This window comes from Streptomyces sp. SDr-06, from assembly GCF_003324565.1.
GTDB lineage: Bacteria > Actinomycetota > Actinomycetes > Streptomycetales > Streptomycetaceae > Streptomyces.
This window is the reverse complement of sequence record NZ_QOLA01000001.1, coordinates 632,890-652,431: the sequence shown is the minus strand read 5'-3', so window position 1 is coordinate 652,431 and position 19,542 is coordinate 632,890. Positions and strand designations below refer to the sequence as shown.

At 68.6% G+C, this 19,542-nt stretch carries 42 protein-coding genes; 35 read left to right on the top strand and 7 right to left on the bottom strand.

Annotation, left to right across the window (positions count from 1 at the left end):
* Positions 1-77 precede the first annotated feature (77 nt).
* The gene (locus tag DT019_RS39345; RefSeq protein WP_189389066.1) at positions 78-224 is read left to right on the top strand and encodes a hypothetical protein; all 147 of its coding nucleotides are present in this window, start codon (positions 78-80) and stop codon (positions 222-224) included.
* A gap of 55 nt (positions 225-279) precedes the next feature.
* Positions 280-633 (top strand): hypothetical protein, encoded by a 354-nt coding sequence (locus tag DT019_RS03125; RefSeq protein ID WP_114035000.1) that lies wholly within the window; start codon positions 280-282, stop codon positions 631-633.
* 16 nt (positions 634-649) lie between these two features.
* On the opposite strand, the gene DT019_RS03120 is transcribed toward DT019_RS03125, so the two are convergent.
* Positions 650-844: a hypothetical protein gene (locus DT019_RS03120; protein WP_114034999.1), complete on the bottom strand. Its 195-nt coding sequence runs from the start codon at positions 842-844 to the stop codon at positions 650-652.
* Positions 845-940: 96 nt separating this feature from the next.
* Between DT019_RS03120 and DT019_RS03115 the strand changes: the two genes are divergently transcribed.
* Complete coding sequence (locus DT019_RS03115) at positions 941-1,189, top strand: hypothetical protein (protein ID WP_114034998.1); 249 nt, start codon at positions 941-943, stop codon at positions 1,187-1,189.
* A 77-nt stretch (positions 1,190-1,266) separates the two neighbouring features.
* Entirely contained in the window at positions 1,267-1,809 is a 543-nt protein-coding gene (locus tag DT019_RS03110) for a hypothetical protein (protein ID WP_114034997.1), read from the top strand.
* Positions 1,810-1,867: 58 nt separating this feature from the next.
* Here DT019_RS03110 and DT019_RS03105 read toward each other — a convergent pair whose 3' ends face one another.
* The 3 genes from DT019_RS03105 to DT019_RS03100 all read right to left on the bottom strand — a co-directional run bounded on the left by DT019_RS03105 (position 1,868) and on the right by DT019_RS03100 (position 3,540).
* Entirely contained in the window at positions 1,868-2,662 is a 795-nt protein-coding gene (locus tag DT019_RS03105; RefSeq protein ID WP_114034996.1) for a phosphotransferase, read from the bottom strand.
* Positions 2,663-2,917: 255 nt separating this feature from the next.
* Entirely contained in the window at positions 2,918-3,088 is a 171-nt protein-coding gene (locus tag DT019_RS39340; protein ID WP_189389064.1) for a hypothetical protein, read from the bottom strand.
* On the bottom strand, positions 3,085-3,540 hold the full coding sequence (locus tag DT019_RS03100) for a DUF6907 domain-containing protein (protein ID WP_114034995.1): 456 nt from the start codon (positions 3,538-3,540) through the stop codon (positions 3,085-3,087). Before DT019_RS03100 ends, DT019_RS39340 begins: the two co-directional genes overlap by 4 nt.
* A 249-nt stretch (positions 3,541-3,789) precedes the next feature.
* On the opposite strand from DT019_RS03100, the gene DT019_RS03095 reads away from it, so the two are divergent.
* The 22 genes from DT019_RS03095 to DT019_RS03005 all read left to right on the top strand — a co-directional run bounded on the left by DT019_RS03095 (position 3,790) and on the right by DT019_RS03005 (position 14,450).
* On the top strand, positions 3,790-4,548 hold the full coding sequence (locus DT019_RS03095; RefSeq protein ID WP_114034994.1) for a GntR family transcriptional regulator: 759 nt from the start codon (positions 3,790-3,792) through the stop codon (positions 4,546-4,548).
* Between the two features lie 143 nt (positions 4,549-4,691).
* The gene (locus tag DT019_RS03090) at positions 4,692-4,919 is read left to right on the top strand and encodes an excisionase family DNA-binding protein (RefSeq protein WP_114034993.1); all 228 of its coding nucleotides are present in this window, start codon (positions 4,692-4,694) and stop codon (positions 4,917-4,919) included.
* A complete protein-coding gene (locus DT019_RS03085) occupies positions 4,919-5,611 on the top strand; it encodes an HNH endonuclease signature motif containing protein (RefSeq protein WP_114034992.1) in 693 nt (230 codons plus the stop codon). The genes DT019_RS03090 and DT019_RS03085 overlap by 1 nt, the downstream gene beginning before the upstream one ends.
* Positions 5,608-5,916, top strand: coding sequence for a hypothetical protein (locus DT019_RS03080; RefSeq protein WP_114034991.1), 309 nt, complete (start codon positions 5,608-5,610; stop codon positions 5,914-5,916). The genes DT019_RS03085 and DT019_RS03080 overlap by 4 nt, the downstream gene beginning before the upstream one ends.
* The gene (locus DT019_RS39335; protein WP_189389061.1) at positions 5,916-6,053 is read left to right on the top strand and encodes a hypothetical protein; all 138 of its coding nucleotides are present in this window, start codon (positions 5,916-5,918) and stop codon (positions 6,051-6,053) included. Before DT019_RS03080 ends, DT019_RS39335 begins: the two co-directional genes overlap by 1 nt.
* A complete protein-coding gene (locus tag DT019_RS03075) occupies positions 6,053-6,316 on the top strand; it encodes a hypothetical protein (RefSeq protein WP_114034990.1) in 264 nt (87 codons plus the stop codon). The genes DT019_RS39335 and DT019_RS03075 overlap by 1 nt, the downstream gene beginning before the upstream one ends.
* The gene (locus tag DT019_RS39075; protein ID WP_147267265.1) at positions 6,313-6,516 is read left to right on the top strand and encodes a hypothetical protein; all 204 of its coding nucleotides are present in this window, start codon (positions 6,313-6,315) and stop codon (positions 6,514-6,516) included. The genes DT019_RS03075 and DT019_RS39075 overlap by 4 nt, the downstream gene beginning before the upstream one ends.
* A gap of 148 nt (positions 6,517-6,664) precedes the next feature.
* Complete coding sequence (locus tag DT019_RS03070; RefSeq protein ID WP_114034989.1) at positions 6,665-6,985, top strand: hypothetical protein; 321 nt, start codon at positions 6,665-6,667, stop codon at positions 6,983-6,985.
* A gap of 180 nt (positions 6,986-7,165) precedes the next feature.
* On the top strand, positions 7,166-7,339 hold the full coding sequence (locus DT019_RS39330; RefSeq protein WP_189389058.1) for a hypothetical protein: 174 nt from the start codon (positions 7,166-7,168) through the stop codon (positions 7,337-7,339).
* 94 nt (positions 7,340-7,433) lie between these two features.
* Positions 7,434-7,739, top strand: coding sequence for a hypothetical protein (locus DT019_RS03065; protein WP_114034988.1), 306 nt, complete (start codon positions 7,434-7,436; stop codon positions 7,737-7,739).
* A gap of 16 nt (positions 7,740-7,755) precedes the next feature.
* Complete coding sequence (locus DT019_RS03060) at positions 7,756-7,941, top strand: hypothetical protein (RefSeq protein ID WP_114034987.1); 186 nt, start codon at positions 7,756-7,758, stop codon at positions 7,939-7,941.
* A 106-nt stretch (positions 7,942-8,047) separates the two neighbouring features.
* Entirely contained in the window at positions 8,048-8,278 is a 231-nt protein-coding gene (locus DT019_RS03055; protein WP_114034986.1) for a hypothetical protein, read from the top strand.
* A gap of 21 nt (positions 8,279-8,299) precedes the next feature.
* A complete protein-coding gene (locus DT019_RS03050; protein ID WP_114034985.1) occupies positions 8,300-9,628 on the top strand; it encodes a hypothetical protein in 1,329 nt (442 codons plus the stop codon).
* Positions 9,628-11,682, top strand: a complete 2,055-nt coding sequence (locus tag DT019_RS03045; RefSeq protein WP_114034984.1) for a hypothetical protein — start codon at positions 9,628-9,630, stop codon at positions 11,680-11,682. Before DT019_RS03050 ends, DT019_RS03045 begins: the two co-directional genes overlap by 1 nt.
* A gap of 173 nt (positions 11,683-11,855) precedes the next feature.
* Entirely contained in the window at positions 11,856-12,443 is a 588-nt protein-coding gene (locus DT019_RS03040) for a hypothetical protein (RefSeq protein ID WP_147267264.1), read from the top strand.
* Positions 12,443-12,982, top strand: a complete 540-nt coding sequence (locus DT019_RS03035) for a hypothetical protein (RefSeq protein WP_114034982.1) — start codon at positions 12,443-12,445, stop codon at positions 12,980-12,982. Before DT019_RS03040 ends, DT019_RS03035 begins: the two co-directional genes overlap by 1 nt.
* Before the next feature lie 13 nt (positions 12,983-12,995).
* Positions 12,996-13,223 carry a hypothetical protein gene (locus DT019_RS03030; RefSeq protein ID WP_114034981.1) on the top strand — a complete coding sequence of 76 codons (228 nt, stop codon included), beginning with the start codon at positions 12,996-12,998 and terminating at the stop codon, positions 13,221-13,223.
* Positions 13,224-13,275: 52 nt separating this feature from the next.
* Positions 13,276-13,512 carry a hypothetical protein gene (locus DT019_RS03025; RefSeq protein ID WP_114034980.1) on the top strand — a complete coding sequence of 79 codons (237 nt, stop codon included), beginning with the start codon at positions 13,276-13,278 and terminating at the stop codon, positions 13,510-13,512.
* Positions 13,509-13,727: a hypothetical protein gene (locus DT019_RS03020; protein WP_114034979.1), complete on the top strand. Its 219-nt coding sequence runs from the start codon at positions 13,509-13,511 to the stop codon at positions 13,725-13,727. The genes DT019_RS03025 and DT019_RS03020 overlap by 4 nt, the downstream gene beginning before the upstream one ends.
* Before the next feature lie 11 nt (positions 13,728-13,738).
* Positions 13,739-13,927: a hypothetical protein gene (locus DT019_RS03015; RefSeq protein ID WP_114034978.1), complete on the top strand. Its 189-nt coding sequence runs from the start codon at positions 13,739-13,741 to the stop codon at positions 13,925-13,927.
* A 2-nt stretch (positions 13,928-13,929) separates the two neighbouring features.
* Positions 13,930-14,268, top strand: coding sequence for a hypothetical protein (locus DT019_RS03010; RefSeq protein ID WP_114034977.1), 339 nt, complete (start codon positions 13,930-13,932; stop codon positions 14,266-14,268).
* Positions 14,269-14,270: 2 nt separating this feature from the next.
* On the top strand, positions 14,271-14,450 hold the full coding sequence (locus DT019_RS03005; RefSeq protein WP_114034976.1) for a hypothetical protein: 180 nt from the start codon (positions 14,271-14,273) through the stop codon (positions 14,448-14,450).
* A gap of 73 nt (positions 14,451-14,523) precedes the next feature.
* Here DT019_RS03005 and DT019_RS03000 read toward each other — a convergent pair whose 3' ends face one another.
* From DT019_RS03000 to DT019_RS02990, 3 genes are all read right to left on the bottom strand, one after another.
* Complete coding sequence (locus DT019_RS03000) at positions 14,524-14,889, bottom strand: hypothetical protein (RefSeq protein ID WP_114034975.1); 366 nt, start codon at positions 14,887-14,889, stop codon at positions 14,524-14,526.
* A 91-nt stretch (positions 14,890-14,980) separates the two neighbouring features.
* Positions 14,981-15,415, bottom strand: a complete 435-nt coding sequence (locus DT019_RS02995) for a DUF6221 family protein (RefSeq protein WP_114034974.1) — start codon at positions 15,413-15,415, stop codon at positions 14,981-14,983.
* The gene (locus DT019_RS02990) at positions 15,412-15,630 is read right to left on the bottom strand and encodes a hypothetical protein (protein ID WP_114034973.1); all 219 of its coding nucleotides are present in this window, start codon (positions 15,628-15,630) and stop codon (positions 15,412-15,414) included. Before DT019_RS02990 ends, DT019_RS02995 begins: the two co-directional genes overlap by 4 nt.
* 118 nt (positions 15,631-15,748) lie before the next feature.
* On the opposite strand from DT019_RS02990, the gene DT019_RS02985 reads away from it, so the two are divergent.
* From DT019_RS02985 to DT019_RS02950, 9 genes are all read left to right on the top strand, one after another.
* The gene (locus DT019_RS02985; protein WP_114034972.1) at positions 15,749-16,135 is read left to right on the top strand and encodes a hypothetical protein; all 387 of its coding nucleotides are present in this window, start codon (positions 15,749-15,751) and stop codon (positions 16,133-16,135) included.
* A gap of 208 nt (positions 16,136-16,343) precedes the next feature.
* Positions 16,344-16,574: a hypothetical protein gene (locus DT019_RS02980; RefSeq protein ID WP_114034971.1), complete on the top strand. Its 231-nt coding sequence runs from the start codon at positions 16,344-16,346 to the stop codon at positions 16,572-16,574.
* Complete coding sequence (locus DT019_RS02975) at positions 16,571-17,281, top strand: DUF6221 family protein (RefSeq protein WP_147267263.1); 711 nt, start codon at positions 16,571-16,573, stop codon at positions 17,279-17,281. Before DT019_RS02980 ends, DT019_RS02975 begins: the two co-directional genes overlap by 4 nt.
* A gap of 14 nt (positions 17,282-17,295) precedes the next feature.
* On the top strand, positions 17,296-17,463 hold the full coding sequence (locus DT019_RS39325) for a hypothetical protein (protein WP_189389055.1): 168 nt from the start codon (positions 17,296-17,298) through the stop codon (positions 17,461-17,463).
* Between the two features lie 11 nt (positions 17,464-17,474).
* A complete protein-coding gene (locus tag DT019_RS02970) occupies positions 17,475-17,723 on the top strand; it encodes a hypothetical protein (protein WP_114034969.1) in 249 nt (82 codons plus the stop codon).
* 67 nt (positions 17,724-17,790) lie between these two features.
* Positions 17,791-18,537 carry a hypothetical protein gene (locus DT019_RS02965; RefSeq protein WP_114034968.1) on the top strand — a complete coding sequence of 249 codons (747 nt, stop codon included), beginning with the start codon at positions 17,791-17,793 and terminating at the stop codon, positions 18,535-18,537.
* A gap of 114 nt (positions 18,538-18,651) precedes the next feature.
* Positions 18,652-18,882, top strand: a complete 231-nt coding sequence (locus DT019_RS02960) for a hypothetical protein (RefSeq protein WP_114034967.1) — start codon at positions 18,652-18,654, stop codon at positions 18,880-18,882.
* A 182-nt stretch (positions 18,883-19,064) separates the two neighbouring features.
* Positions 19,065-19,256, top strand: coding sequence for a hypothetical protein (locus DT019_RS02955; RefSeq protein ID WP_147267262.1), 192 nt, complete (start codon positions 19,065-19,067; stop codon positions 19,254-19,256).
* 30 nt (positions 19,257-19,286) lie between these two features.
* Complete coding sequence (locus tag DT019_RS02950; protein ID WP_114034965.1) at positions 19,287-19,538, top strand: hypothetical protein; 252 nt, start codon at positions 19,287-19,289, stop codon at positions 19,536-19,538.
* The last annotated feature ends 4 nt before the right edge of the window (positions 19,539-19,542 follow it).

The window sequence follows — 19,542 nt, the reverse complement described above, 5'->3', positions numbered from 1 at the left end:
GGCATGGTCATCGCGGTCGCCTCCGTGCCCTCCGGAATGCTCGCCAACCTGCTGTTCAAGCCAACCGAGGAGGACCGATGATCCCCACCCTGCTCGCCGCGGCCTGCACGGTCACCGGGGTCCTCGCCGGGATCTGCATCGGCGCCGCCCTCGCACTCCCCACCGCCCACCGGCGCGTTGTACGGCGCGCCTGGAACGGCAACCCCCACAGCCACCGCCGCTGACTGGATGCGCCCGTGCGCTGTACCAGCACGCGCCCTGCCCCGCCAGCATGAGGACATGAGCATCGACGACCCCGACGCCGACTATCCGTTCGCCCGCTACATGGACGAGATCGCCGCCTGGTACAGGGACATCATCACCACCTACTACCCCAAAGGCCACGACCAACTGTCGAAGGGCCTCATCCTCGACGACCGGGACCGCTTCGCCCGCATGGTCACGGAACAGCCCGACCCGACACCCGAGGTCCTTGCCGCCGCCGTCCAATGGAACCGGACCGTCCTGCTCCTCGCGGACAGCGAGAAAGACCAGGACAGGCCCGGCTTCAAACCGGAGTGGGTAGCGGTGTGGGACTACTACATCGACGGCAACGACGAGATCCTCGGACCCTATGGTCCTTCCGGGCCGTGAACGGCGGCGCCACCGGTCACTCTGACGGCAGCCGTCCGGCGATGTCTGTGGCCAGCTGGTACGCGTCCAGCTCCTCGTCGGAGTCCCCGTCGCCGGCCTCAGCGAAATGCATCAGCAGCCGCACCGCCTCCCGCGCCTCCACCAAAGTGACCAACGGCTCGCGCGGAGCATCCGAATACGTACCGGTCACGGGGGAGGAGAGAGCGTCCATGACCGGTCAACTCCCCGACGGCGCACGGGGTTACGCGCCTTGACCCGCCCCTCCCCGCAGCGCAACGCTGAATCCCAAGCCGAAAGGGGGGCCGTCATGAGCTGGGTAGACCCCGAGTACATCCCCGTACTCCAACAAGACCACCGGTACACCCGGCTCCTCAACCTCACCCAACGCCTGCTGGAGGAACGCGTGCCCCGCTGCGGCAACTGCAACGGCGGCACCATCACCATCCGCGACGAAGACGGCAACGAAACCACCGTGCAGTGCTCGAACTGCCAGGGCACCGGCGAGGTCGGGACCATGGCCGACAACGAGGACAACGGGCAGGTCGGCGGACGGTAGCGTCACGAAACGGCAACACCGCAGCGCCCCAACGAGATCAAGCGGTGTCATAGCTCCCTCATCTCGTTGGGGGCCCCATGAACCACAAACGCACTGCCACCGTCGTTGTCCTCGCCGCCGTCGGACTGCTCCTCGCCGGATGCTCCAGCAACGACCCCGCGCCAGCCAAGACCGCCGATGCCGCCAACCCCGGCACCGCCACGGGGACCGTCGACGTGAGGCTCCCGCCCGACGGACCGAAGAAGCCCGCACCCGCCGCCAACCGCACCGCCGCCGCGAAGATCCTCCACGCCAACGTGCAGCACTACCGTGACAGTCTCGCCGCCGGCCGCAACACCTGGGGGAGCAGCAAGTTCGGGCCCTGGAAGCAGCAAGCCCTCCTCGACCTCACCTATCAGGGCGCGTTCACCAAGGCCGACAAGCAGTTCACCGCCGACACCGAACCCGACAGCATCAACACCTGGCGCGACGACATCGCCAACGCCGCCGACGCGATCAAGCAGTGGGCCGAGAAGAACACCATCGACACTGCGACCCAGCCCGCCCCCGCCACCACCGACATCGACAAGGCCCTCTCCGAAGCCGACAAAGACGCCGACCAGGTAGCCGCCGGAAAGTAGCCAGGCAAACACAAGCGCCCCCGACCTCACGGTCGGGGGCGCTGTCGTCTGTGCGGGGCTAGGCGTGGACCGCGGTCAACAGGGCCTCGAAGCGGCGGTTCGACGGCCGGCAGTCCACCGGCCCGACCATCGCCTCCCACTGACGGCACGACGCCGACACGAAGGCCGCCACCGCCCGCGGATCCGCCTCCCGCCACGACCGGAACCCGGCAGCCCACTCCAGCGCGCCGGCCGCGGGCCAGCCGGCCTCCATCAGCCGCACCGCCGTGTACGCCACATCCACCCAGGCCGGGCCCGACGCGGCCATCGCCCAGTCGACCAGATAGACCTGCGACAGGTACGGGATCATGTTGTGCGGGTTCGTGTCCGTGTGCAGCAACGCCTCCCCGTCGAGCAGCCGCAGCCCGTCCTCGTCGAGGAACCCCTCGAAACGCTCAGCGAGACGCGGCACCGCCAGGCCCGTTGCCTTCAGCCCCTGCGCACGGTGCAGCGTCTCGGCGACCAGATCCACGTCCCGCGACCCGGCCGTCAGATCAACATGCTGGTCGCCCACACACTGGAACACCAGCAGATCCCAGCCGCCGCACAACCGGGACCACAGCACCGGCGCGACGACGCCAGCCGCAACCCGAGAAACGGCCACCTCCCGGCCCTGCCCTGCCACGCCGTGCGCATCATCCTCCGGCACGCCCTTCACGAACCGGCAGGACCCGTCTTCCGTGTAGAGGTGGACGGCGAGCCTGCAGTTCAGGCCGCTGCCAACCGGCTCCCAGTCCACGACCGGGCCCACCTCAGCCACCGCCTGGGCCCGGACAGGCGCAGGCAGGTCGGCCCAGTCGGTACGAGAGTTCATGACACCCCTTCCGGCAATCCTGACCACAGGCTCCAACAGCAGTGCGGGACCGCACAAGCAACCCCGCACCCTTCACCCAGAGCAATCAGCCCTGCGTCGCACCACACTTACGACACCGCGGCTGACCACTCCACGGCACCCACTCGTGATCACAATTGCTGAGCATGTCCACCTCCGCTTTTGAAGCCCGGCACGAGCCGACCCCGCACCGCCGTACACCCCCAGCCACGACAGGCCGGGGACGAGACAGGGCCGTCAGCCAGCGTCCCGCCGCTGCGGCACGATGACGAGGAACGCATCGGCGTCCATGTCCATCACGACCTCGGCCTTGACGCCCTCTTTGCGGCGATCACGCGCGAACTCCTCCGCAGGCCAGGAGCCACGCGGACCACCCGCAGGGAACGACTCGATCACCAGCTGGCTCATGCTGGCACCTCCACGCCGCTGGCCTCGTTCGCCCGCCGCGCCGTCCGAGCCGCACGACGAACCGCCGCAGCGAACGCGACCAGATCGGCCGCCAGCTCGTCCGCCATGTCCGGCGTCAGGAACGCGTCCACCGCCGACTCGTTGCCCACCAGAACATGCGCAGCCCGCATCCGTGGATCGCCGTGCGCAGGATCAGAATTGACCCGGGCGAACAGGTCCGAATGCGCCGCCCGAGGATCGAGCATCGTCAACACCTGCATGCCCGCCCCCTCCGACCAGTGCGTGATGTCCTCGACCGCGCCGGTGTGCAGCTTGACGTGATCGACGATGCACCACGACGGACATTCAACAAAGATCCGCTGGCCGTGGACCAGAGCAGGGACCAGTCGCGAGGCGGGGGACGTCGGGGTGGAGACAGGCTGGGGGCTTGCGTGCTCGCTTGCTACGCTCATATCTGAGCGCTCCTTCCACGCAGGTGGGATCTCTCTTGATCAGCGGTGACAGCCGCTGGTTGTCCGCCCGGACGGTGACAGCCGTCCGGGCGTCGCTGTACATGCACCCTGCTTACTCAGCGAGCGGTGCACACTCAGGCTCCCGAGGTTCTACGTAGAAGTCAAGGAGTCTTGCAAGAGTCGCCATGTTCGCTGTATTCGCATGCGGGCACTAGCCTGATCTACGTAGAAGTTGATCGAGGAGGGAAAGTGGCAGATCGGGCACCGCGGAAGCCTGCCAAGCACGTGGTCATCGCTGGTGAACTGCGCGAGAAGATTTACAGCCACGCACTCGCTCCCGGTGATCAGGTTCCGAGCGAGCCTGAGATCGCCAAGCGCTGGGAGGTGTCCGCCGACACGGCCCGTAAGGTGCTGGCCGAACTCGCCAATGAAGGCCTGACCGAAGCAAGACAAGGTGTCGGCACCGTGGTGCGTGACTTCATGCCCATTCGTCGCAATGCGACGAAGCGGCTCTCGGTCGAGGTCTGGGGCGACGGGGTCTCGATGTGGGACATCGACGCCCCGGATCGGCCGCGCACCGTTGAAGACCTCTCGGTTGACGAGGTCCAGCCGCCCGCCCTCGTTGCTGCGGCCCTCGATCTTGAGGAGGGTGCAACGGCTTGGCGCCGCTCGCGGCGCTACTGCGTTGACGGAGAGCCGGTCATGAGGGCGGTCTCTTACATCCCGGCCGACCTCGCCTCCGGGACGCCCATCGCCGAGTTGGATACGGGAGCTGGCGGCATCTATGGGCGGCTTGCGGATGTTGGGCACGGGCCGGTCGACTTCCGAGAGGAGATTCGGGTTCGGATGCCACGGCCGCAAGAGGCTGAGGACTTGGCGCTGGGCCCGGGAACCCCTGTTGTGATCATCGCTCGCTATGCGATGGACGCTGAGGGGCGGGTCGTTGAGACCAATGAGATGACCCTCAGCTCGGCCAAGTACATCCTTGAATACGCCTTCAAGTCCTAGGAGTTCCGGCCCGCAGCCCCCACCTTTCGGTGGGGGCTTTTTTGGTTCCTCGGGAGAGCTTGACTTCTACGTAGAACATGGCTTCACTGGCTTCTACGTAGAACTTGGCGACCCACCGGGTCCCACTTTCCGATGGAGCCCGCATGTGCGAAGAAGTACCGCCGCAGGCAGAGCAGTTCCACACTGCCGGTCAACTGGCGCGGCGCCTCACCGTTCACGTATCCACGATCTACAGACTCATCGACAACGGGGACCTGCGCGCCCACCGCATCGGCGGTGGGTCGGTGCGACGGCGCGGACTGCGCATCCCGGAGTCCGCCGTCGTCGAGTACCTGCACAAGTCGCGGGTTGCTGCGGGTGAAGTGGCCTGATGAACACCCCGACGAAGCCCAACTTCAAGACGCTGAAGCCCATGCGACTCCCGGACGGCCGTGAAGTGCAGCTGACCCAGGAGCAGTTCGACCACGTGTGGTCGCTCGTTTCGCTCGACGCGAGCGGTTGCTGGATCTGGAACGGTCGCCGATTCCCGACGGGATACGGGCGATACAGGCTCGCGGGGACGGTGGTCTATTCGCACCGCCTGATGTACATGATCACGACGGGCCCGATCGAGCAGGGGCTACACACAGATCACCTCTGCCGTAACCCGCCGTGCTGCAACCCGGAGCACCTGGAGCCCGTCACCTGCCGCGAGAACATCATGCGCTCCCCGATCGCTCCGGCTGCGATCAATGCGAACAAGACCCACTGCAAGCGCGGACACCCGCTGTCCGGCAGCAACGTCCAGGTGACGCCTGATGGCGGCCGTAGCTGCCGCACTTGCGCCATAACGCTGGGGCGCGAGCGGTACGCCGCTGCGACTGGTGCTCCTCTTCAGCAAGCACCGATCGACCTGGATGCGCCCACCGCGCCAAGGCGCCACCGCGGCGCCGAGTCCTGCGCGAAGGGGCACGCCCTCGACCTCCTCAACACCTACGTAGACCCGAAGGGCTACAAGCACTGCCGTGCTTGCCGAGCCGCTGCTCAAAGCCGCTACGAAGCAAGGAAGAAGGACCGGTCATGACTATCACTCTCCGCCCGGGTAGCGATCACCAGTACACCCCCCTCTCCACCGCCGCATCCCGCGAGCCTCTGCGCCGCGTCCTCGGCACCCCGGCCCCGACGAAGGCCGAGCTCGACGCCGATGACTCCGCCTACCGTGCCCGGCTGATCGAGTTGTACGCCCTGGCTCGCGGCGACTGGGACGTTGAGATCCAGCTTCTCAACGAGGCCTCCCGCTACGACAAGGCGCACCCCGTTGAGCCGTCGCTGTATGACGAGCTGCACGCGATCGAGCTGTTCGGCGCGCAGTACAGCGAGGTGGCGTGATGGCTGACTTCCAGGACCGTATGTCCGCCGAGAGCGAGCAGGTCTATCAGCGGATCTTGTCCGGTGACTGTGTCGATGTCGAGGCCGAGCTGTTCGACGCGCAGCTTCGGGCGTCCTCCGGTGAGGAGGAGGCGTGATGGCCGGGCTGGGACACGATGCGCTGCGGGCGATCGAGTTGCAGTTGGCGCTGGGCGGGATGAGCCCCGACACGGGGACGGCGGTCCGTCTGATCGTCCTCACTCCGGGTGGGGATCTGGTCGGCACGGTCCGCCTGACTGAGGCGGATGTGGAGCGGCTGCGGTTGGCGGCGGAGGCGGGTGCCGAGGCGCACGCCGTGGACGCTGGCGAGCTCGTGGCTGAGGCGGAGGCCCTCCTCCGCGGCGGCGGTGAGAGGTCATGAGCCGCCCCGATCTGACGGACGCCGAGCGTCGATGTCTCCTGTGGGCGGCTGGAGTTGTGGCCGAGTCCAAGGCGCAACCCACGGGCGACGCCAGCGCGGTGGCGAAGATGAACGGCCGCCTGGAGGTTTTGGCCGACGGCCTGCTGCACCTCTTCGGAGGAGACGTCCTCGCCGACGTCGAGCCCGGGGACGAGTCGTGACCGCCGCGACCCTGGCGCCGACGAGGCCGGAAGGCTCGTGGCACGGGCTGTTCACTCCGGACCCGGACGTCTGCCCTGTCCATCGCTGCTGGGTCGACGAGTGCGAGCCCGGCAGTCACGACCTGGCCGACGACGGGGGTGAGGCGTGATGGCGCTGACGCTGCCGGAGATCCAGGCTGCGGCCTGGGACAACAAGCTCGCGAAGGGCTTCAACGTCACGGACGTGCCGCTGGAGTTCGGTCTGCTGACCGCCGAGGTCGGCGAAGCGTTCACGGCATGGCGCCAGGGCCTGCCCGGCTTCGGTGCGGAGCTGGCCGACGTGCAGCTGTACCTCGTCGGGCTCGCCGAGATGACGGGCATCGACCTGGGCGAGGCGGTCGAGGCGAAGCTCCGCGCCAACGCAGCCCGCGTCTACCGGCGGTCCCCGTCCGGGGTGCTCGTCAAGACCGGCGACGGTGGGGTGGTGTGACCCGTGGTCTACGTCCTGATCGCCGCGTCGATGTTGTGGATCGTCGCCATGGTCGCCTTCACCGTCTACGTGCTCGCCGCCGACCCCCGCTGACGCTGTCCGCCCGCTGTGCTCCACACCGTCGTCCGGGTGTGGGGTGCGGCGGCCGGACAGTCCGGCCCGAACCGAGAAGGGAACCGCATGCACCGGATCACCAACCCGAAGCACCCGAACGTCGACCAGGTCGGCACGGACGTCGAGTACAAGGGCGAGCCGCACCGCATCACGGACGTCGGCGGCAACTACTTCACGGTCGTCCGTCTCCGAGACGGATGGGGCGAGCACGCCCGAGTCACCGAGATCAACGGCCGCTGACGGCTGCCCTCACTGCCGGTCCCCGTACCGGCGGCGAGGGGCCAGGACAGCGTTTCCATCGCAACCCGCACGCCTGATCTGAGGGAGGTTCACCGTGCACGCCTATGTGATCACCGCGAAGCCTGCGGCATGGCAGCGACTGCTCGCCGCCGGGTGGGCGTGGACGGTGCGCCTCGCCGCGATGAGCGTGATGGTCCTGATCGGCGCGGTCACGTTCGCGGTCCGCTGCACCCGGCCGGCCGTCATCTACCTCGCCGAGGTGGTGATGCGCATCGAGTTCTGGGCCGCCGAACGCACCGGGCTGCCGCCGCTCGGCGCGGTCGTCGGGGCGCAGGTCACCGCCGAGTTCATGAACGAGTTCCGCAAGGGCTGGGACCGCCCGGCCACCGAAACCACCTGACCCGAGGGAGCCCGCCATGGGCCTGTTCAGCCGCAAGTCGTCCGACCCGTTTGACACGCCGCAGGGCAAGCGCGACGCCGCCGCCGACGCCGAACGCCAAGCCCAGGAGTTCCGTGCCAAGGGCGAGACGGAGAAGGCCGAGGTCTGCGAGGACTGGGCCGCCAAGACCCGCCGCGCCGCGAACGACCTCGACCACTACTGACCATCCCGCACCCAGCCCGTAAGGACCAAGTCATGCGTCTGTTCTCCGCCTTCGCGATCTTCGCTTCGTTCGCCGCTCTCGCCTTCGCCGCGTACCGGGGCGTCAGTTGAACCGGCCAGCCCGGCAGCCCGCCACACGCCGGACGTCCAGCGTCGTCGACCTGCTGACGTTCATCACCGCCTGCACCACCGGCTACCTGGCCGGACACGGCGCAGCCCACCTCGGCGCGAACGGGCTCCTCGCCGTCGCCGCCGCAATCTCCGCGTTCGTGATCACCCGCACGGTCCTGACCCGCAGCAACGCCCGCCACACCGCACGCCGCCACACCCACCACTGAACCGGAAGGACACCGCGCGCCATGACTGTCAGCCCGCCTCTGAACGGCCACCAGCGGCCGGCCATGCCCGTACTCGGGGACTGGCGGGCCGTCACCACCGACCCGAAACCTGCCGACGAGCCCGACACGGCCCCCCTGCCGGACGTCGTGGCACAGGCCCAGGCCGAAGCGATCCGCGCCCAGGCGTGGGCCGACGCCGAAGCCATTCGTATCGCCGCCGAAGCCGCCGCCCAGGCAGAGATCGTCAGGGCGGAGGAGGAGGCCCGCAAGCTGCGGCTGGCCAACGACCGGGCCGAACGCAAGGCCCGCGAGGAGGAAGCCGCCTCGGACGCGCGGATCGCCGACCACAACCGGCGCCGCGAGGACGCCGACCGGGCTCGCCAAGATGCAGCCCGGCAGGCCGCCGAACAGGAGGCCGCCGACGCCAAAGACGCGATGGAGTCCGAGGCGGCCGAGTCGCAGTGGCGCGGATACGCCCGCGGCTTCTACATCGTGTGCGCCATCGTCGCCCTGCCCGTGCAGATCGCCGCGTTCTACAACCCGCACGCCGTCTGGCTGATGGCCGCCCCCCTCATGCTCGAAGGCGCCGCCTGGGTCGTCCAGAAGGGTGCGGCTGCAGCTTCTGCCGCCCGCCGGGCGTGCTGGCACTACCGGCTGATCGCCTGGCTGTTCGCGTTCATCGCGGCCGGCATCAACCTGTGGCACGGCCTCAACGCGTTCGACCCGGCCACCGCGATCGGAACCGCGTTCGCGTCGATCGCCGGACCCGGCGTATGGGATCTCCACGAGCACGGCCGGATCCGGAAGCGCGACGGCATCCCGACCCGCAAGCAGCGGCGGGAGCAGCGGAAGACTGAGCGCGCCGAGGCCGTCCGCAAGGCTGCCGAGGAGGCGCGGAGCCAGGCCGAGAAGGAAGCCGCCGACAAGGCCGCAGCCGAAGCCATAGAGCAGCTGGCCGAATCCCGCGCCCGGCAGTTCCCGAAGGTGTGGGAGCACGCCCTGAAGCTCGCCGCGGCGGTCGGGGAGACGACCGTCACCGAGACTGTCTGGCGGCGCGCGCACCGCGACATCGAGGGCACCGACCCGGGCGAATCCGCCGAGGTGATCCGGGCCCGCAACGCCGCCGAAACCCGGGTCGAAGCGGCCCGCCAGAACACCACCGTGAACACCGCCGCCAAGGTCAAGAACACGCAGCGTGCTGCACAAATGCCCCCCACTCCCAGGACGGGGCCGAAAGTGCGCGGTGTACGCAGCCGCGGCGACACCCCCAGGTACGTGAAGGCCGCCCGTAAGCAGGCCTCCATCACCGCCCGCCACGCAGCCGCCGACAGCCGCCAGAAGGACCAGTGATGACGACCGAAGCCCGCCCGCAGCTCCCCGCCGACTGGGACCTGACGAAGGTGATCCCCGGCGAGGTTGTAGACGCCGCACCCGCGGATGCCGACGAGCCTGAGGACGACATTGCCCCGGGTGTGATCGAGGTCCGTCCGTACCGTCGCCCGGTCCTGTATCAGGCTGGCGGGGCGGCCATGGTCGTCGCCTCGGTGACGGGCCGGATGCTCGGCCTGTCCGCCCGCGGCACGTGGATGGCGGCCGGCTGGTTCGGTCACGGGCTGAAGTCGTCCTGCGTCCTCGGCTACCGCTACGCCCGCGCCCACGATCTCCAGGAAGTCCTCGGCGGCATGTCGAACTCCGGGCACTGGAACAAGGTCGAAATCGTCCGCCGCAAGCGCTGGTGGACGCTCGGCTGGACCGCCGGCGCCACAGCCGCGCTGAATCTGGCCGGCTGGTGGGCGCTCGTCAAGTTCGGCGGCCTGACCGCCCTCGACTGGTCGTGGACCGTCACCCCCGCGTTCACCGGCCTGGTCGCCGGAACGCTGCTCACCCTGTACGGCCGCTACCGGCTCAACAGCCCCAGCATCGCGCCCGAGCAGATCATCGCCGACCCCGACAACCCCGACTCCGACGAGCCGTTCCCGCTCGCCATGTGCCAGTCGCCGGGCCAGGTCGAAGAGTGCGTCTCCCGCGCGCTCGCCCACAAGGGCATTGGCACACGCAGCGTGCAGGTTCTCGGATACCGCGGCTGGGGCTGGGAACTCGACGTCGTCCTCAACGCCAGCAAACCCGCAGCGGTCAGCGCTGTCCTCGATGACCTCGACGCCCTCTTCGACATCCCGCAGGGCGGCACCATGTTCGAGACCGACCCCCAGCGCGCCGCCCACCTCACGATGCGGCTCGTCCAATCTGACCCGTTCGCCGACATGGCACGCCCGAGCATCCATGCCCCCCACTCGCTGTCCGTCCACGACAACATCGTCATGGGGCGGGCTATGGACGGCTCGACGTTCGAGCTCACCCTCGACGGGTTCTGCGCCCTCATCATCGGCGCCATGGGTGCAGGCAAGACTCTGGGCGCCCTGCGTACCGTCGCTGAGGCCCTCACCGCCTGCATCGACGCCGTGTGCTGGGACCTTGATCCCCTCAAGGGCGGCCTCGACGAATTCGGCGACCTCATGGAGTTGCGGGCTCGTGACCCCAAGGCCTGCGAGGAGGCGCTGGAGCGGGCTCTGAAGTTCGTTACCGCACGGTCCAAGGTCATGGCCCGTCTGAAGATGGGTGACCGGTGGAAGGCCAGCGCCAAGCACCCTCACCTGTACATCTTCATTGACGAGTTCCTCCAGCTGTCACCGCGCGGCAAGGAGCGAGCCATCCAGCTCCTGCGCACGGGACGGCAGTACGGCATCTACCTGATCTTTGCCGGGCAGGAAGCCACTGAGGATGCCCTCGGCGACGCCATCGCCGGCATCGTGCCGTTCCGCATTGGCATGGCCTGCCGCTTCGAGGACATCCGCCTCCTGTTCGGCCCCGGCAAGGGCGCCGTCGGCTGGCGGCCGGACCGGCTCGAACCCGCCGTCGGAGAGATCGTCAATGATGCCGGGCAGTCGTTCATCATGGGCGGCGGCTTCAACCGGGCCATCCGGCACCGCTTCAACGGTTTCACCCGCGACCAGATCCTCGAAGCGGTACCCGCCCGAATTAAGGCGGGCGCCAACCGGCTGGACGCCGACACGCTCCTCGAAGCCGGCGAGGGCCTGACGGCGGGCAGCCAGCGACGGTCGCTCACCGAGCAGCTCGCCGAGTTCGCGCGGGAAACGATGAAGGAAGACGCGATCACCCTCCATCAGCTGCTCAAGCTCTTCGATGACAAGGGAGCCGACTGGCTCCCGACCGCAGTGATCGTCGAGTTCGGTGTTGCAGCCGACGGCGGCGAGTTGCAGGGCCTGCTCGACAGTCTCGTGGCCAACGCCGTTTCGCGGCGGGACTACGCCGGGGACCGGCGGGTCCGCGGCTGGGATCGGGAGATCGTCGAGCAGGCGGCCTCTGTCCTGATTGCCCCGTCCTGACCCCCGTCCTGCTCCCGTCCCAGGTCCGTCCCAGGCCCGCCCTGGGGCTGTCCAGTTGCTGTCCAGGTCCGCAGGTGGGACGCCCTCTGGACGGGGCGTGGACGGGGTCGGGACGCCCTCTGGACGCCCTATTGATCCATATATGTGAAGTTCTAGAAAGGGAGTTGCCGATCATGGCCACGAGGAAGCCGGCCCCCCGTAAACGGACCGCACCACGCCGCCGCAAGCCGGTGTCCCGCGCCCGCAGCACGCGCCGGCCCCGCGGCGGCCCGCTCGGACGGCGGGCTGCTACCTGGCTCGCGTTCTTCGTCGCCAAGCACGGCGAAAAGCACCTCCAGGCCGTCAACTCCCGCAAGGACGCCGCAATCCTCCGCATGACCCACGAGGGATGCCCGCGCTGCAAGGGCAACGGGCAGATCTTCACCAAGGGCAAGGACGGCTCGTTCACCGGCTCCAAGCCCTGCCCCGCCAAACCGACCAAGGCCAAGGCCGGACGGATGCGCGTCGCGATGGCCGCCCGCTTCGGGCCCGACAAGCACTCCGGCCTCGTCGGCTGGGCCTGCCCCTGCGGGAAGAAGGAGAAGCCCCGCTACCGCGATGCCAAAGCCGCAACCGCCGCGCTGCGTACCCACGAACGCCAGAAACACAGCGGGAAGACCGTCGGCGGCGCCTGGTACGCCCAAGTCGCCGACACCACGCCGAAGAACACCACCCCCAGCACGCCCACGACGGCCAAAGTGCCGAGCAAGGTCGGTCCCTGATGAACATGCCGCTGCCCGAGCCGCGCCCCACAGCCGGGCAGCGGCACCCCACCCCCGCCGACCGTGACCTCGCCCGCCTCACCGCCGCAGCCGTCGAGGCCGCTCTCGCCGAGGGCTTGCAGACGTCGTACCGCACCGCTGACCCGACCGTCCCGTCGTGGACGGACGGCCCCCAAATCGGCACCGCCCTGCCGGTGCCGCAACCAGGGATTCCGCCCATGTCGCAGCGCTCGACGGACATCGGCCGCACCGCCCTGTTCTGCGGAGTTGCGACCGTCCCGCCCGGCCTGATTTTGATCGGCACACTGCTCGCCTCCGGGCAGGCCAACCCGACGGTGGTCGCCTGGATTTGCGCAGCGCCCGCCGCGGTCGCCGTGCCGATCCTCGCCATCGCCCGGCTGATCCGCGGCGCCACGGAGGCCGGCGAGGCGGCTCCCGCCGAGGTCCACAACCACTTCAACGGCGACGCCCACGTCCACCAGGACCAGCGCCAGAGCAAGACCATCGGCGTCTGGGCCAAGACCAACAACCAGCAGTGAAGGAGTAATGACCATGGGCCTGTTCACGCCCAAGTACCCGAAGTCCGATACCCCCGGAGCCGACCCGCAGCGTCGGGAGTCCCGGGCCGACCGCAAGCACCGCGAATCCCGAGAGCGCGTGGACGCCGCAATGAAGCAGAGCTGGCAGGACGCTGAGCGAGCCAGCAAGGAACGTGGCGCCCGTTTCTGGGCCGACTACGAGCGCGACAACGGGCCCGGCAGCGTCGACTGGCACGGCTGACCAGACCCCGACAACCGCAGCCGCTCCAACACCAGCATCTGAGGAGACCGTCATGACCGATGAGTGGAGCGGGGAGGCGGTGCGTGTGCGGATGGCCGCCAGGAAGCGCGCCTACGTGATCCGCTCCCACGAAACGGAAGCCGCGGCGTTTGAACGAGCCGCAGACAAAGCCACCGACGACGGCCGCGCCCACCTGCAGAAGGTGGCCGCCCGGTATCGACGCCTCGCCGACATGGCCCGCCACCACCCCGACACCTACCCCGACGACCTGGAGAACTGGATCCCATGACCGACGTGTGGAACGGCGAGCCGTTGCCCGATCGCGGCAGGAAGTACACCGAGATCCACTACCGGCTGTACGACCGCCGCACGCGCGCCTTGATCAGCTTCAACTCGACGAACAGCCTGGACTGCATCGTCACCGACGTGCTCCGGACCGCCGCCGAGCACCCCAACGCCCGCATCGTCGCCGTCGAATACGACGGCCCCGCCTACCCGAACTGAAGGAGATCAAAATGCCCGACATCGATGACCTGTGGATCGACGACAGGGTCGACGTCACGAACCCGCCTGAGCACTGCGGCATGCCGATGAAGGTCTGGGCGGAGGCGGGCGGCTACCGGCTCGTCTGCCTCGACGACGACCTCGAACTCAGCACCGACGCCAACGGCATCATCACCGAACCCCCACTCGTCAGGGAGTAGCCATGACCGTCACCGAACAGCCGACTGCGGCCTGGCCTGAGGGCGTCATCGCCCGCTACGTCACCATCGCGGGCACCGTCGACCGTCGTACCACCGTCGATCTCACGGTCGTCGAGCACACGCACCGGTTCCCGGACGGGATTGTCGGAACCCGCAACTCGACCAGGGCCGCCTGCGCCGGCTGCTCGGCGGTCATGGAGTTTTCGCACTGGAGGAAGCGCCGCGGCACCATCGCGGACTGGGAAGTCGAGGACCGGCAGACCGCCGACCACGACGCCGACACCTGGGCCCAGGCACACGCCGAGAAGTGCCGACGCCTGGCCCGCCCGGAAGGGAACTGACCATGGCCCTGTACATCAGGACTGTCGGCCTGGCGAGTCTGATCGGCCTCGCGGTGTTCGCCGCCGTGATCCTCACCGGCCCGCCGGAGTTGAGCGGAACCCGCATGGCCGTCGCGGGAATCGCGGCCATCGCCACCTCATCGAGCCTCGCCTGGACGATCGGCCGCTGGAGCAACACATAGCCAGTACAGCCGAGTTCAGCCCGCCCTTGCGGCCCCGCGCCTTCACCGGCCGGGGCCGCAGTCGTGCCCGCCGCTATTTCTGCGGGCCGATAGAGCACCCGTACTGTGTGCCGCTGATGTGGAGAACGCCGCCAATGTCGTGGACCTGGGAGAGCGGCACGGGCGCCGTGTACGTCCGGTGGCCGGCGCCGATCTGGTCGTCGTGCCGGTACGTCTGGTCCCCGGTCGCGTGGGTGACCAGCTCCCCGGCGACCGTCGTCGTCACCGTCCACGACATGGAATCGCCACGATCCTGGTAGGTGATGCTGCACTGCGTGTCGCCCGCCGCATCGAAGGCGTGCGAACCGGCAGGCTTGGACGGCGGCGTCGAGTCGCCCCCGCTACTGGAGCAGGCAGCGGTCAGCAGGATCGCGGCGACAGGCAGGACGATACGACGCACAGGGCCCCCTCAATGCAGTGGGCGCTCAGCGTAGAGCCGAACCAGCCGGGCGGAGCCTGAAGTGCGGCAGGCCGCCCGATCGGAGGACGGCTCAGGGCCGCCATTCCTCCCGGTAGTCCGGGTGGGTGGCGAACGGCAGGGCGAGGAGGCGCACCGCGCTGTACAGGCCCGTCACTTCGCCTGCCAGGTGGTGCCGATTCTCGGGGGCGTCGTACCAGGCCACAGCCTCTTCGTAGGCAGCGACGATCGACCGCTTGGCTTGGATGTCGGCGAGGACGCATTCTGGCTGGATGTCCTGGAGGTAGCCGTCGAAGGCTTCGTGACGCCTGATCCATGACTGGTAGCCCTCGACGTCCTCCGAGGACAGCAGCGGGCTGCCGTCTTGCCCCACCAGGCAATCCCGCCACTCAGGTTCCGTGACTTCATCGAACCTGCGCCATTCCCACGGACCGGCGGGTAGCGCACGCAGCCGTGCCACGCGCTCGTCGAGCCGGTCGCGGATGAACTGCACCAGGTCGTCGGTCACTTGGAGCCCGCCTCGCGTTCTTTCCGGGTCTGGGTGTGCCCGTTGATCCTGAGGCAGATTTTGCGGGCGCTTTCGTGGTTGATGCGAGTCCACTTGCCGAGCTCGCGGAAGCTGTGGCCGTCGAGGCGTGCGGCGGCGATGTCGTTGTCGCGCGCCAGCTCGGCCTTGTCGATGGTAGTGGCGCGGCGGTTGAGCTGCTTCTCCCAGTCGGTCATGGCTTCAGAGTCTCACGGCGGGGTGTCTATCCGATAGCCGAGTTTTGTCTAAACGGTAGACAGTGGGCAGGGTGCGGTGCGACCGTAGTGTCTAGAAAATAGACACCAGGGGGATCTGATGTTCCGCAAGCTCCGCTCGATCTGCCGCACCATCGCCGCCGCACTCCGCACCACCCGTGCCCTCGGCTACGCCGCCCTCAACGGCGACATCGGCACCCAACTCGCCGACGGCCGCCTCATTCGCACCGGCGACATGCTCGACCGGCTCGGCGCCGGCGACCTCTCCGACGGACAGAAGAGCTGGTACGGCCGCCACGTCGCCAAGGCCTACCGGGCCGCGCACGACGGGCAGGACGCGCCCCGTGCCTGGGTGCAGCACCGCACCACCGGCTGCTGGATTCGCGTGTACGTCTACTCCCCGGCCGATGCTGCGCTGTACGTCGGGCTGCGCACCTACAAGGGGACCCGTCACCTGGTCGCCGTCGAACTCTCGGAGGTCGCATAGACCACGCCCTGGGAGGAGACGGTCGCCGAGGCCGCGCAGGCTGACGAGTGTTACTGGCTCGCCGCCTACGACCACGACGACGAAGACGACCCCGAGGACGACGAGGAGATCGCCGCCGAGCGCTGAACCGGGGCACGCATACTGGCGGGAGCATGCTCCCTGCGGACCTGTGTGCCGCCGGGATGCGGATCGAGTCGGCGGAGGAGCAGTGAGCGAACGGGAACTGCTGGAAGCGGCGTACCTGGACGGGGTCGAAGCCCACAAGGCGCACCCGCCGCGCCTGCGTCGCGACCGGGACGGCATTTACCACTGCGCCGCCTGCAATCCGGGCAATCGGTGGGAGCGATCCGTGAACTGCCTGCTCTTCACCCGCTTCGGGGTCGCCAGGCGGGGTAGGCGCCTCGCCCTCCTCTTCCAGCACCTGGGGTGGCACCGGTGACGGCCACGGATCGCATGCTGGCGTGGCTGCGGGACGCCATGGACGCGGCACAGCGTGACGCGGAAGCGGCGACGCCCGGACCGTGGGCGCCGAAGGCCGCGGATCCGGGGGACGACGAGGTGTACACCGAGCACGACGGCGAGCATGGCGATCTGTTCGGCGAGGTCGTCGCCTACGTGCGCGGCCAGGAGTATCGCGGGAAGTCCGGCCGGACGCTGGCCAACATGCGCCTGATCGCAACGCACGCCGACCCCAACGCCGTACTGCGCCGGATCGCCGCCGACCGAAAGCTCCTCGAACTCCATGCAGACGACGGCTGTCACGACTGCACGACCTGCGCCAAGGAGGGCGAGGAGACGAACGAACTGGGCTGCGCCTTCCATCAACCGCTGCCCTACCCCTGCGACACGGTGCGCCTGCTCGCCGAAGCCTGGGGATGGACCGAGGACGTGACCGGGGACATCCACGACGCCGACCTCCGCAACTATGCGGCAGTCGCTGAAGCCCTGAAAGAAAGTCTCCGACGGACCGTCGACACGATGCCGGCCGGGCACCCAGTGGCCAATCTCCTGGAGTCCGCCGCCGACTCGATCACACGGCCCTCCTGCTATCCCGGCCGTGCGGACCGGCCCGCCGTGTCCGACAGCTGCTACCAGGCGTCGTGGGGCTGGATCCACGTCAAACCCGGCTGCCACTGCACGCGCTGAACCGCAGAGGCATCGTGAACGCCCGGATGTGGGCCGTTTTCGCGGTCGTGGCCGTCGCCTACGGTGCCGTCTCCATTGCCCGGAACTGGCGGCGGGAACGCGCCCTCACCGTGCAATGCAGGGCTGACGAGCAGGCGAAGACCGAGGCACTCTTGCGGCAAACCATCGACGGGCACAACTGAAAGGAGAACCCGTGAGGAAGAAGGCTCAGAAGCTCGCCAGGAAAGGCTCCTGCCGCGTCTACTGGGGATCACACGGCTGCTCCAAGCAGCGCGGCCACATGGGGAAGCACTACTGCGGCGGCTGCTGCTACGCCCCCGACCCGAGCGGTGCCATCTTCTACGGCGAGGACTGGGACGGCCCCGTCAATCGATGGTGCCAGCCCTGCCTGAAGATGCATCTGGAGGGCGAGGTCTGCGAGCGGGAGCGGGATCGCGTCTGAATCCCGGTTCCGTAACGCAGAGTTGCATACTGGCCTCAGCACCCGCACCCGCCCCGGGAGGCCCGCTGTGCCCACTCCCTGCCCTGGTCCGTGCAACAACGCCTGGCGCCGCGCCGAAGAAGTCCTCGCCGAAACCGGCACCGAACACCACCTGACCCCCGCCTGGGGCCAGCCCGTGCAATGCGACGGCTGCGTCGCCCACGCGCGACAGCGCCTGGTCGAGATACCGGAACTCCTCGCGGCCGCCCACCTGGAAGCGCTGCACGCCACCCGTTCCCCGAGCACGGCCACCATCCACACCAGGTCCAGCGACGCCCCCGCCTGGCCCGGACAAGCCGCCCGCCTCCTCACCGAGACGATCCTCGACGAGATGGAAGAACTTGCCACGGACGTACTGACGTTGCGCGGCATTTGGCGCGACGACCATCAACCCAGCCGCGACGGCATCACCGAGGGCCGGCGGATCAGCGACTGTGCGCACATCCTCGACGCCCACCTCGACTGGATGATGCAAAACCACCCCGCCGCCACCGAGCTCCACGACCGGGGCAACGCCAACCCTGGCGGCCAGATCAGGGGCTGGCATGCGGCGGCAACCAGGTTCATCAAGGCGCATCCGCAGTTCGACGTCCGCAAGCTCGCGCCCTGCCCGCGCTGCAAGGGGCCGTATCTGGCCGAGTCCCGTGATCTGCGGCTGGTCGATGATCGGCCGTACATCGAGTGCCGGGACCCGGACTGTCAGCGGATCCTCACGTCGGCGGAGTACGACGTGTATGTCAAGGCTCTGGCGGCAGTTGTCGCTCAGGCGGCTTGATTTTTTCGCTTTCACGCGTGAGACTTTTCGACGGAACCGCATGCCCATACGTGCCCAAGGCCCTCACGAGTCCCACTCGTCGGGGCCTTTCGTCGTATCCGGGGAGGACGCCTCATGGTCGACCTGACCGCCGACCTGCAGACCGCACTGTGGAACGTCACCGAAGCGGCCGAAGCTGCCGGGGTCGCCCCGAATGTCGTCCACAACTGGCGCTACCGCGGTCGACTCTCGATAGCTGGCCGAGACCGCAAGGGACGCCCGCTCTTCCTGGCGATCGACGTGATCCGCGCCGAGAAGGCCACCCGCGAACGAGCCCGCCGCACGTACACCGCACAGGCTGCCTGACCCTCCATCTCGGGGCTGTCCGTCCCCCAGCCGGCCCCGACGTCCCGCTGCCCCGCCCGGACCCCCGCTGGGCAGCGGGACCCCAACTTCCGTCGCCCGGCCGGGCCGGGGCAGGGCCCGAAGGCTGGCCGGGTCATGGTGCGCCAGCACGCCGGGCGGCGGAACCTCTGGACGGGGGAGTGGTGGCGCGGATCCAGGTGCTCCAACTCCCGGACTCGATCGACGAGATCGCCCCGTTCGTGCTGATCCTCGATCAGGCCCAGGATCTGATCGCCGCGAACGAGCTGCTCGACTACGACCCGATCGCCGTGCTGAAAGCCGTCACCGGCGCGCGGCACGTGTTCATCACCGCCGCGACCGTCGACGTTCCCTGAACTCGCCCTCACTCGCAGGAGACCCCCCCCATGTCCGCACTCGTCGACCACCTCCACAACCTGCTCAGCCGCTTCGCTTCGATCGGTAAGGCCGACATCGAGCAGGTCGTCACCGCCGTTGAGGAACACCTCGCGCCGCTCCTCGACCAAGCCCGCACCGAGCTCCTCGCCGACCTCCAGAAGCTGATCGCCGACATGAAGACCGACGAAGCCAAGCTCGCCGCCGAAATCGCCAAGCTCCTTGGCAACGCGCCGGTCGAACCGCCGGCACCGCAGGCCTGACCGT

Coding starts and splice junctions, on each gene's coding strand:
- DT019_RS39345 (WP_189389066.1), top strand. CDS start 78: ATGATCCCCACCCTGCTCGCCGCGGCCTGCACGGTCACCGGGGTCCTC.
- DT019_RS03125 (WP_114035000.1), top strand. CDS start 280: ATGAGCATCGACGACCCCGACGCCGACTATCCGTTCGCCCGCTACATG.
- DT019_RS03120 (WP_114034999.1), bottom strand. CDS start 844: ATGGACGCTCTCTCCTCCCCCGTGACCGGTACGTATTCGGATGCTCCG.
- DT019_RS03115 (WP_114034998.1), top strand. CDS start 941: ATGAGCTGGGTAGACCCCGAGTACATCCCCGTACTCCAACAAGACCAC.
- DT019_RS03110 (WP_114034997.1), top strand. CDS start 1,267: ATGAACCACAAACGCACTGCCACCGTCGTTGTCCTCGCCGCCGTCGGA.
- DT019_RS03105 (WP_114034996.1), bottom strand. CDS start 2,662: ATGAACTCTCGTACCGACTGGGCCGACCTGCCTGCGCCTGTCCGGGCC.
- DT019_RS39340 (WP_189389064.1), bottom strand. CDS start 3,088: ATGAGCCAGCTGGTGATCGAGTCGTTCCCTGCGGGTGGTCCGCGTGGC.
- DT019_RS03100 (WP_114034995.1), bottom strand. CDS start 3,540: ATGAGCGTAGCAAGCGAGCACGCAAGCCCCCAGCCTGTCTCCACCCCG.
- DT019_RS03090 (WP_114034993.1), top strand. CDS start 4,692: ATGTGCGAAGAAGTACCGCCGCAGGCAGAGCAGTTCCACACTGCCGGT.
- DT019_RS03085 (WP_114034992.1), top strand. CDS start 4,919: ATGAACACCCCGACGAAGCCCAACTTCAAGACGCTGAAGCCCATGCGA.
- DT019_RS03080 (WP_114034991.1), top strand. CDS start 5,608: ATGACTATCACTCTCCGCCCGGGTAGCGATCACCAGTACACCCCCCTC.
- DT019_RS39335 (WP_189389061.1), top strand. CDS start 5,916: ATGGCTGACTTCCAGGACCGTATGTCCGCCGAGAGCGAGCAGGTCTAT.
- DT019_RS03075 (WP_114034990.1), top strand. CDS start 6,053: ATGGCCGGGCTGGGACACGATGCGCTGCGGGCGATCGAGTTGCAGTTG.
- DT019_RS39075 (WP_147267265.1), top strand. CDS start 6,313: ATGAGCCGCCCCGATCTGACGGACGCCGAGCGTCGATGTCTCCTGTGG.
- DT019_RS03070 (WP_114034989.1), top strand. CDS start 6,665: ATGGCGCTGACGCTGCCGGAGATCCAGGCTGCGGCCTGGGACAACAAG.
- DT019_RS39330 (WP_189389058.1), top strand. CDS start 7,166: ATGCACCGGATCACCAACCCGAAGCACCCGAACGTCGACCAGGTCGGC.
- DT019_RS03060 (WP_114034987.1), top strand. CDS start 7,756: ATGGGCCTGTTCAGCCGCAAGTCGTCCGACCCGTTTGACACGCCGCAG.
- DT019_RS03050 (WP_114034985.1), top strand. CDS start 8,300: ATGACTGTCAGCCCGCCTCTGAACGGCCACCAGCGGCCGGCCATGCCC.
- DT019_RS03045 (WP_114034984.1), top strand. CDS start 9,628: ATGACGACCGAAGCCCGCCCGCAGCTCCCCGCCGACTGGGACCTGACG.
- DT019_RS03040 (WP_147267264.1), top strand. CDS start 11,856: ATGGCCACGAGGAAGCCGGCCCCCCGTAAACGGACCGCACCACGCCGC.
- DT019_RS03035 (WP_114034982.1), top strand. CDS start 12,443: ATGAACATGCCGCTGCCCGAGCCGCGCCCCACAGCCGGGCAGCGGCAC.
- DT019_RS03030 (WP_114034981.1), top strand. CDS start 12,996: ATGGGCCTGTTCACGCCCAAGTACCCGAAGTCCGATACCCCCGGAGCC.
- DT019_RS03025 (WP_114034980.1), top strand. CDS start 13,276: ATGACCGATGAGTGGAGCGGGGAGGCGGTGCGTGTGCGGATGGCCGCC.
- DT019_RS03020 (WP_114034979.1), top strand. CDS start 13,509: ATGACCGACGTGTGGAACGGCGAGCCGTTGCCCGATCGCGGCAGGAAG.
- DT019_RS03015 (WP_114034978.1), top strand. CDS start 13,739: ATGCCCGACATCGATGACCTGTGGATCGACGACAGGGTCGACGTCACG.
- DT019_RS03010 (WP_114034977.1), top strand. CDS start 13,930: ATGACCGTCACCGAACAGCCGACTGCGGCCTGGCCTGAGGGCGTCATC.
- DT019_RS03005 (WP_114034976.1), top strand. CDS start 14,271: ATGGCCCTGTACATCAGGACTGTCGGCCTGGCGAGTCTGATCGGCCTC.
- DT019_RS02990 (WP_114034973.1), bottom strand. CDS start 15,630: ATGACCGACTGGGAGAAGCAGCTCAACCGCCGCGCCACTACCATCGAC.
- DT019_RS02985 (WP_114034972.1), top strand. CDS start 15,749: ATGTTCCGCAAGCTCCGCTCGATCTGCCGCACCATCGCCGCCGCACTC.
- DT019_RS02960 (WP_114034967.1), top strand. CDS start 18,652: ATGGTCGACCTGACCGCCGACCTGCAGACCGCACTGTGGAACGTCACC.
- DT019_RS02950 (WP_114034965.1), top strand. CDS start 19,287: ATGTCCGCACTCGTCGACCACCTCCACAACCTGCTCAGCCGCTTCGCT.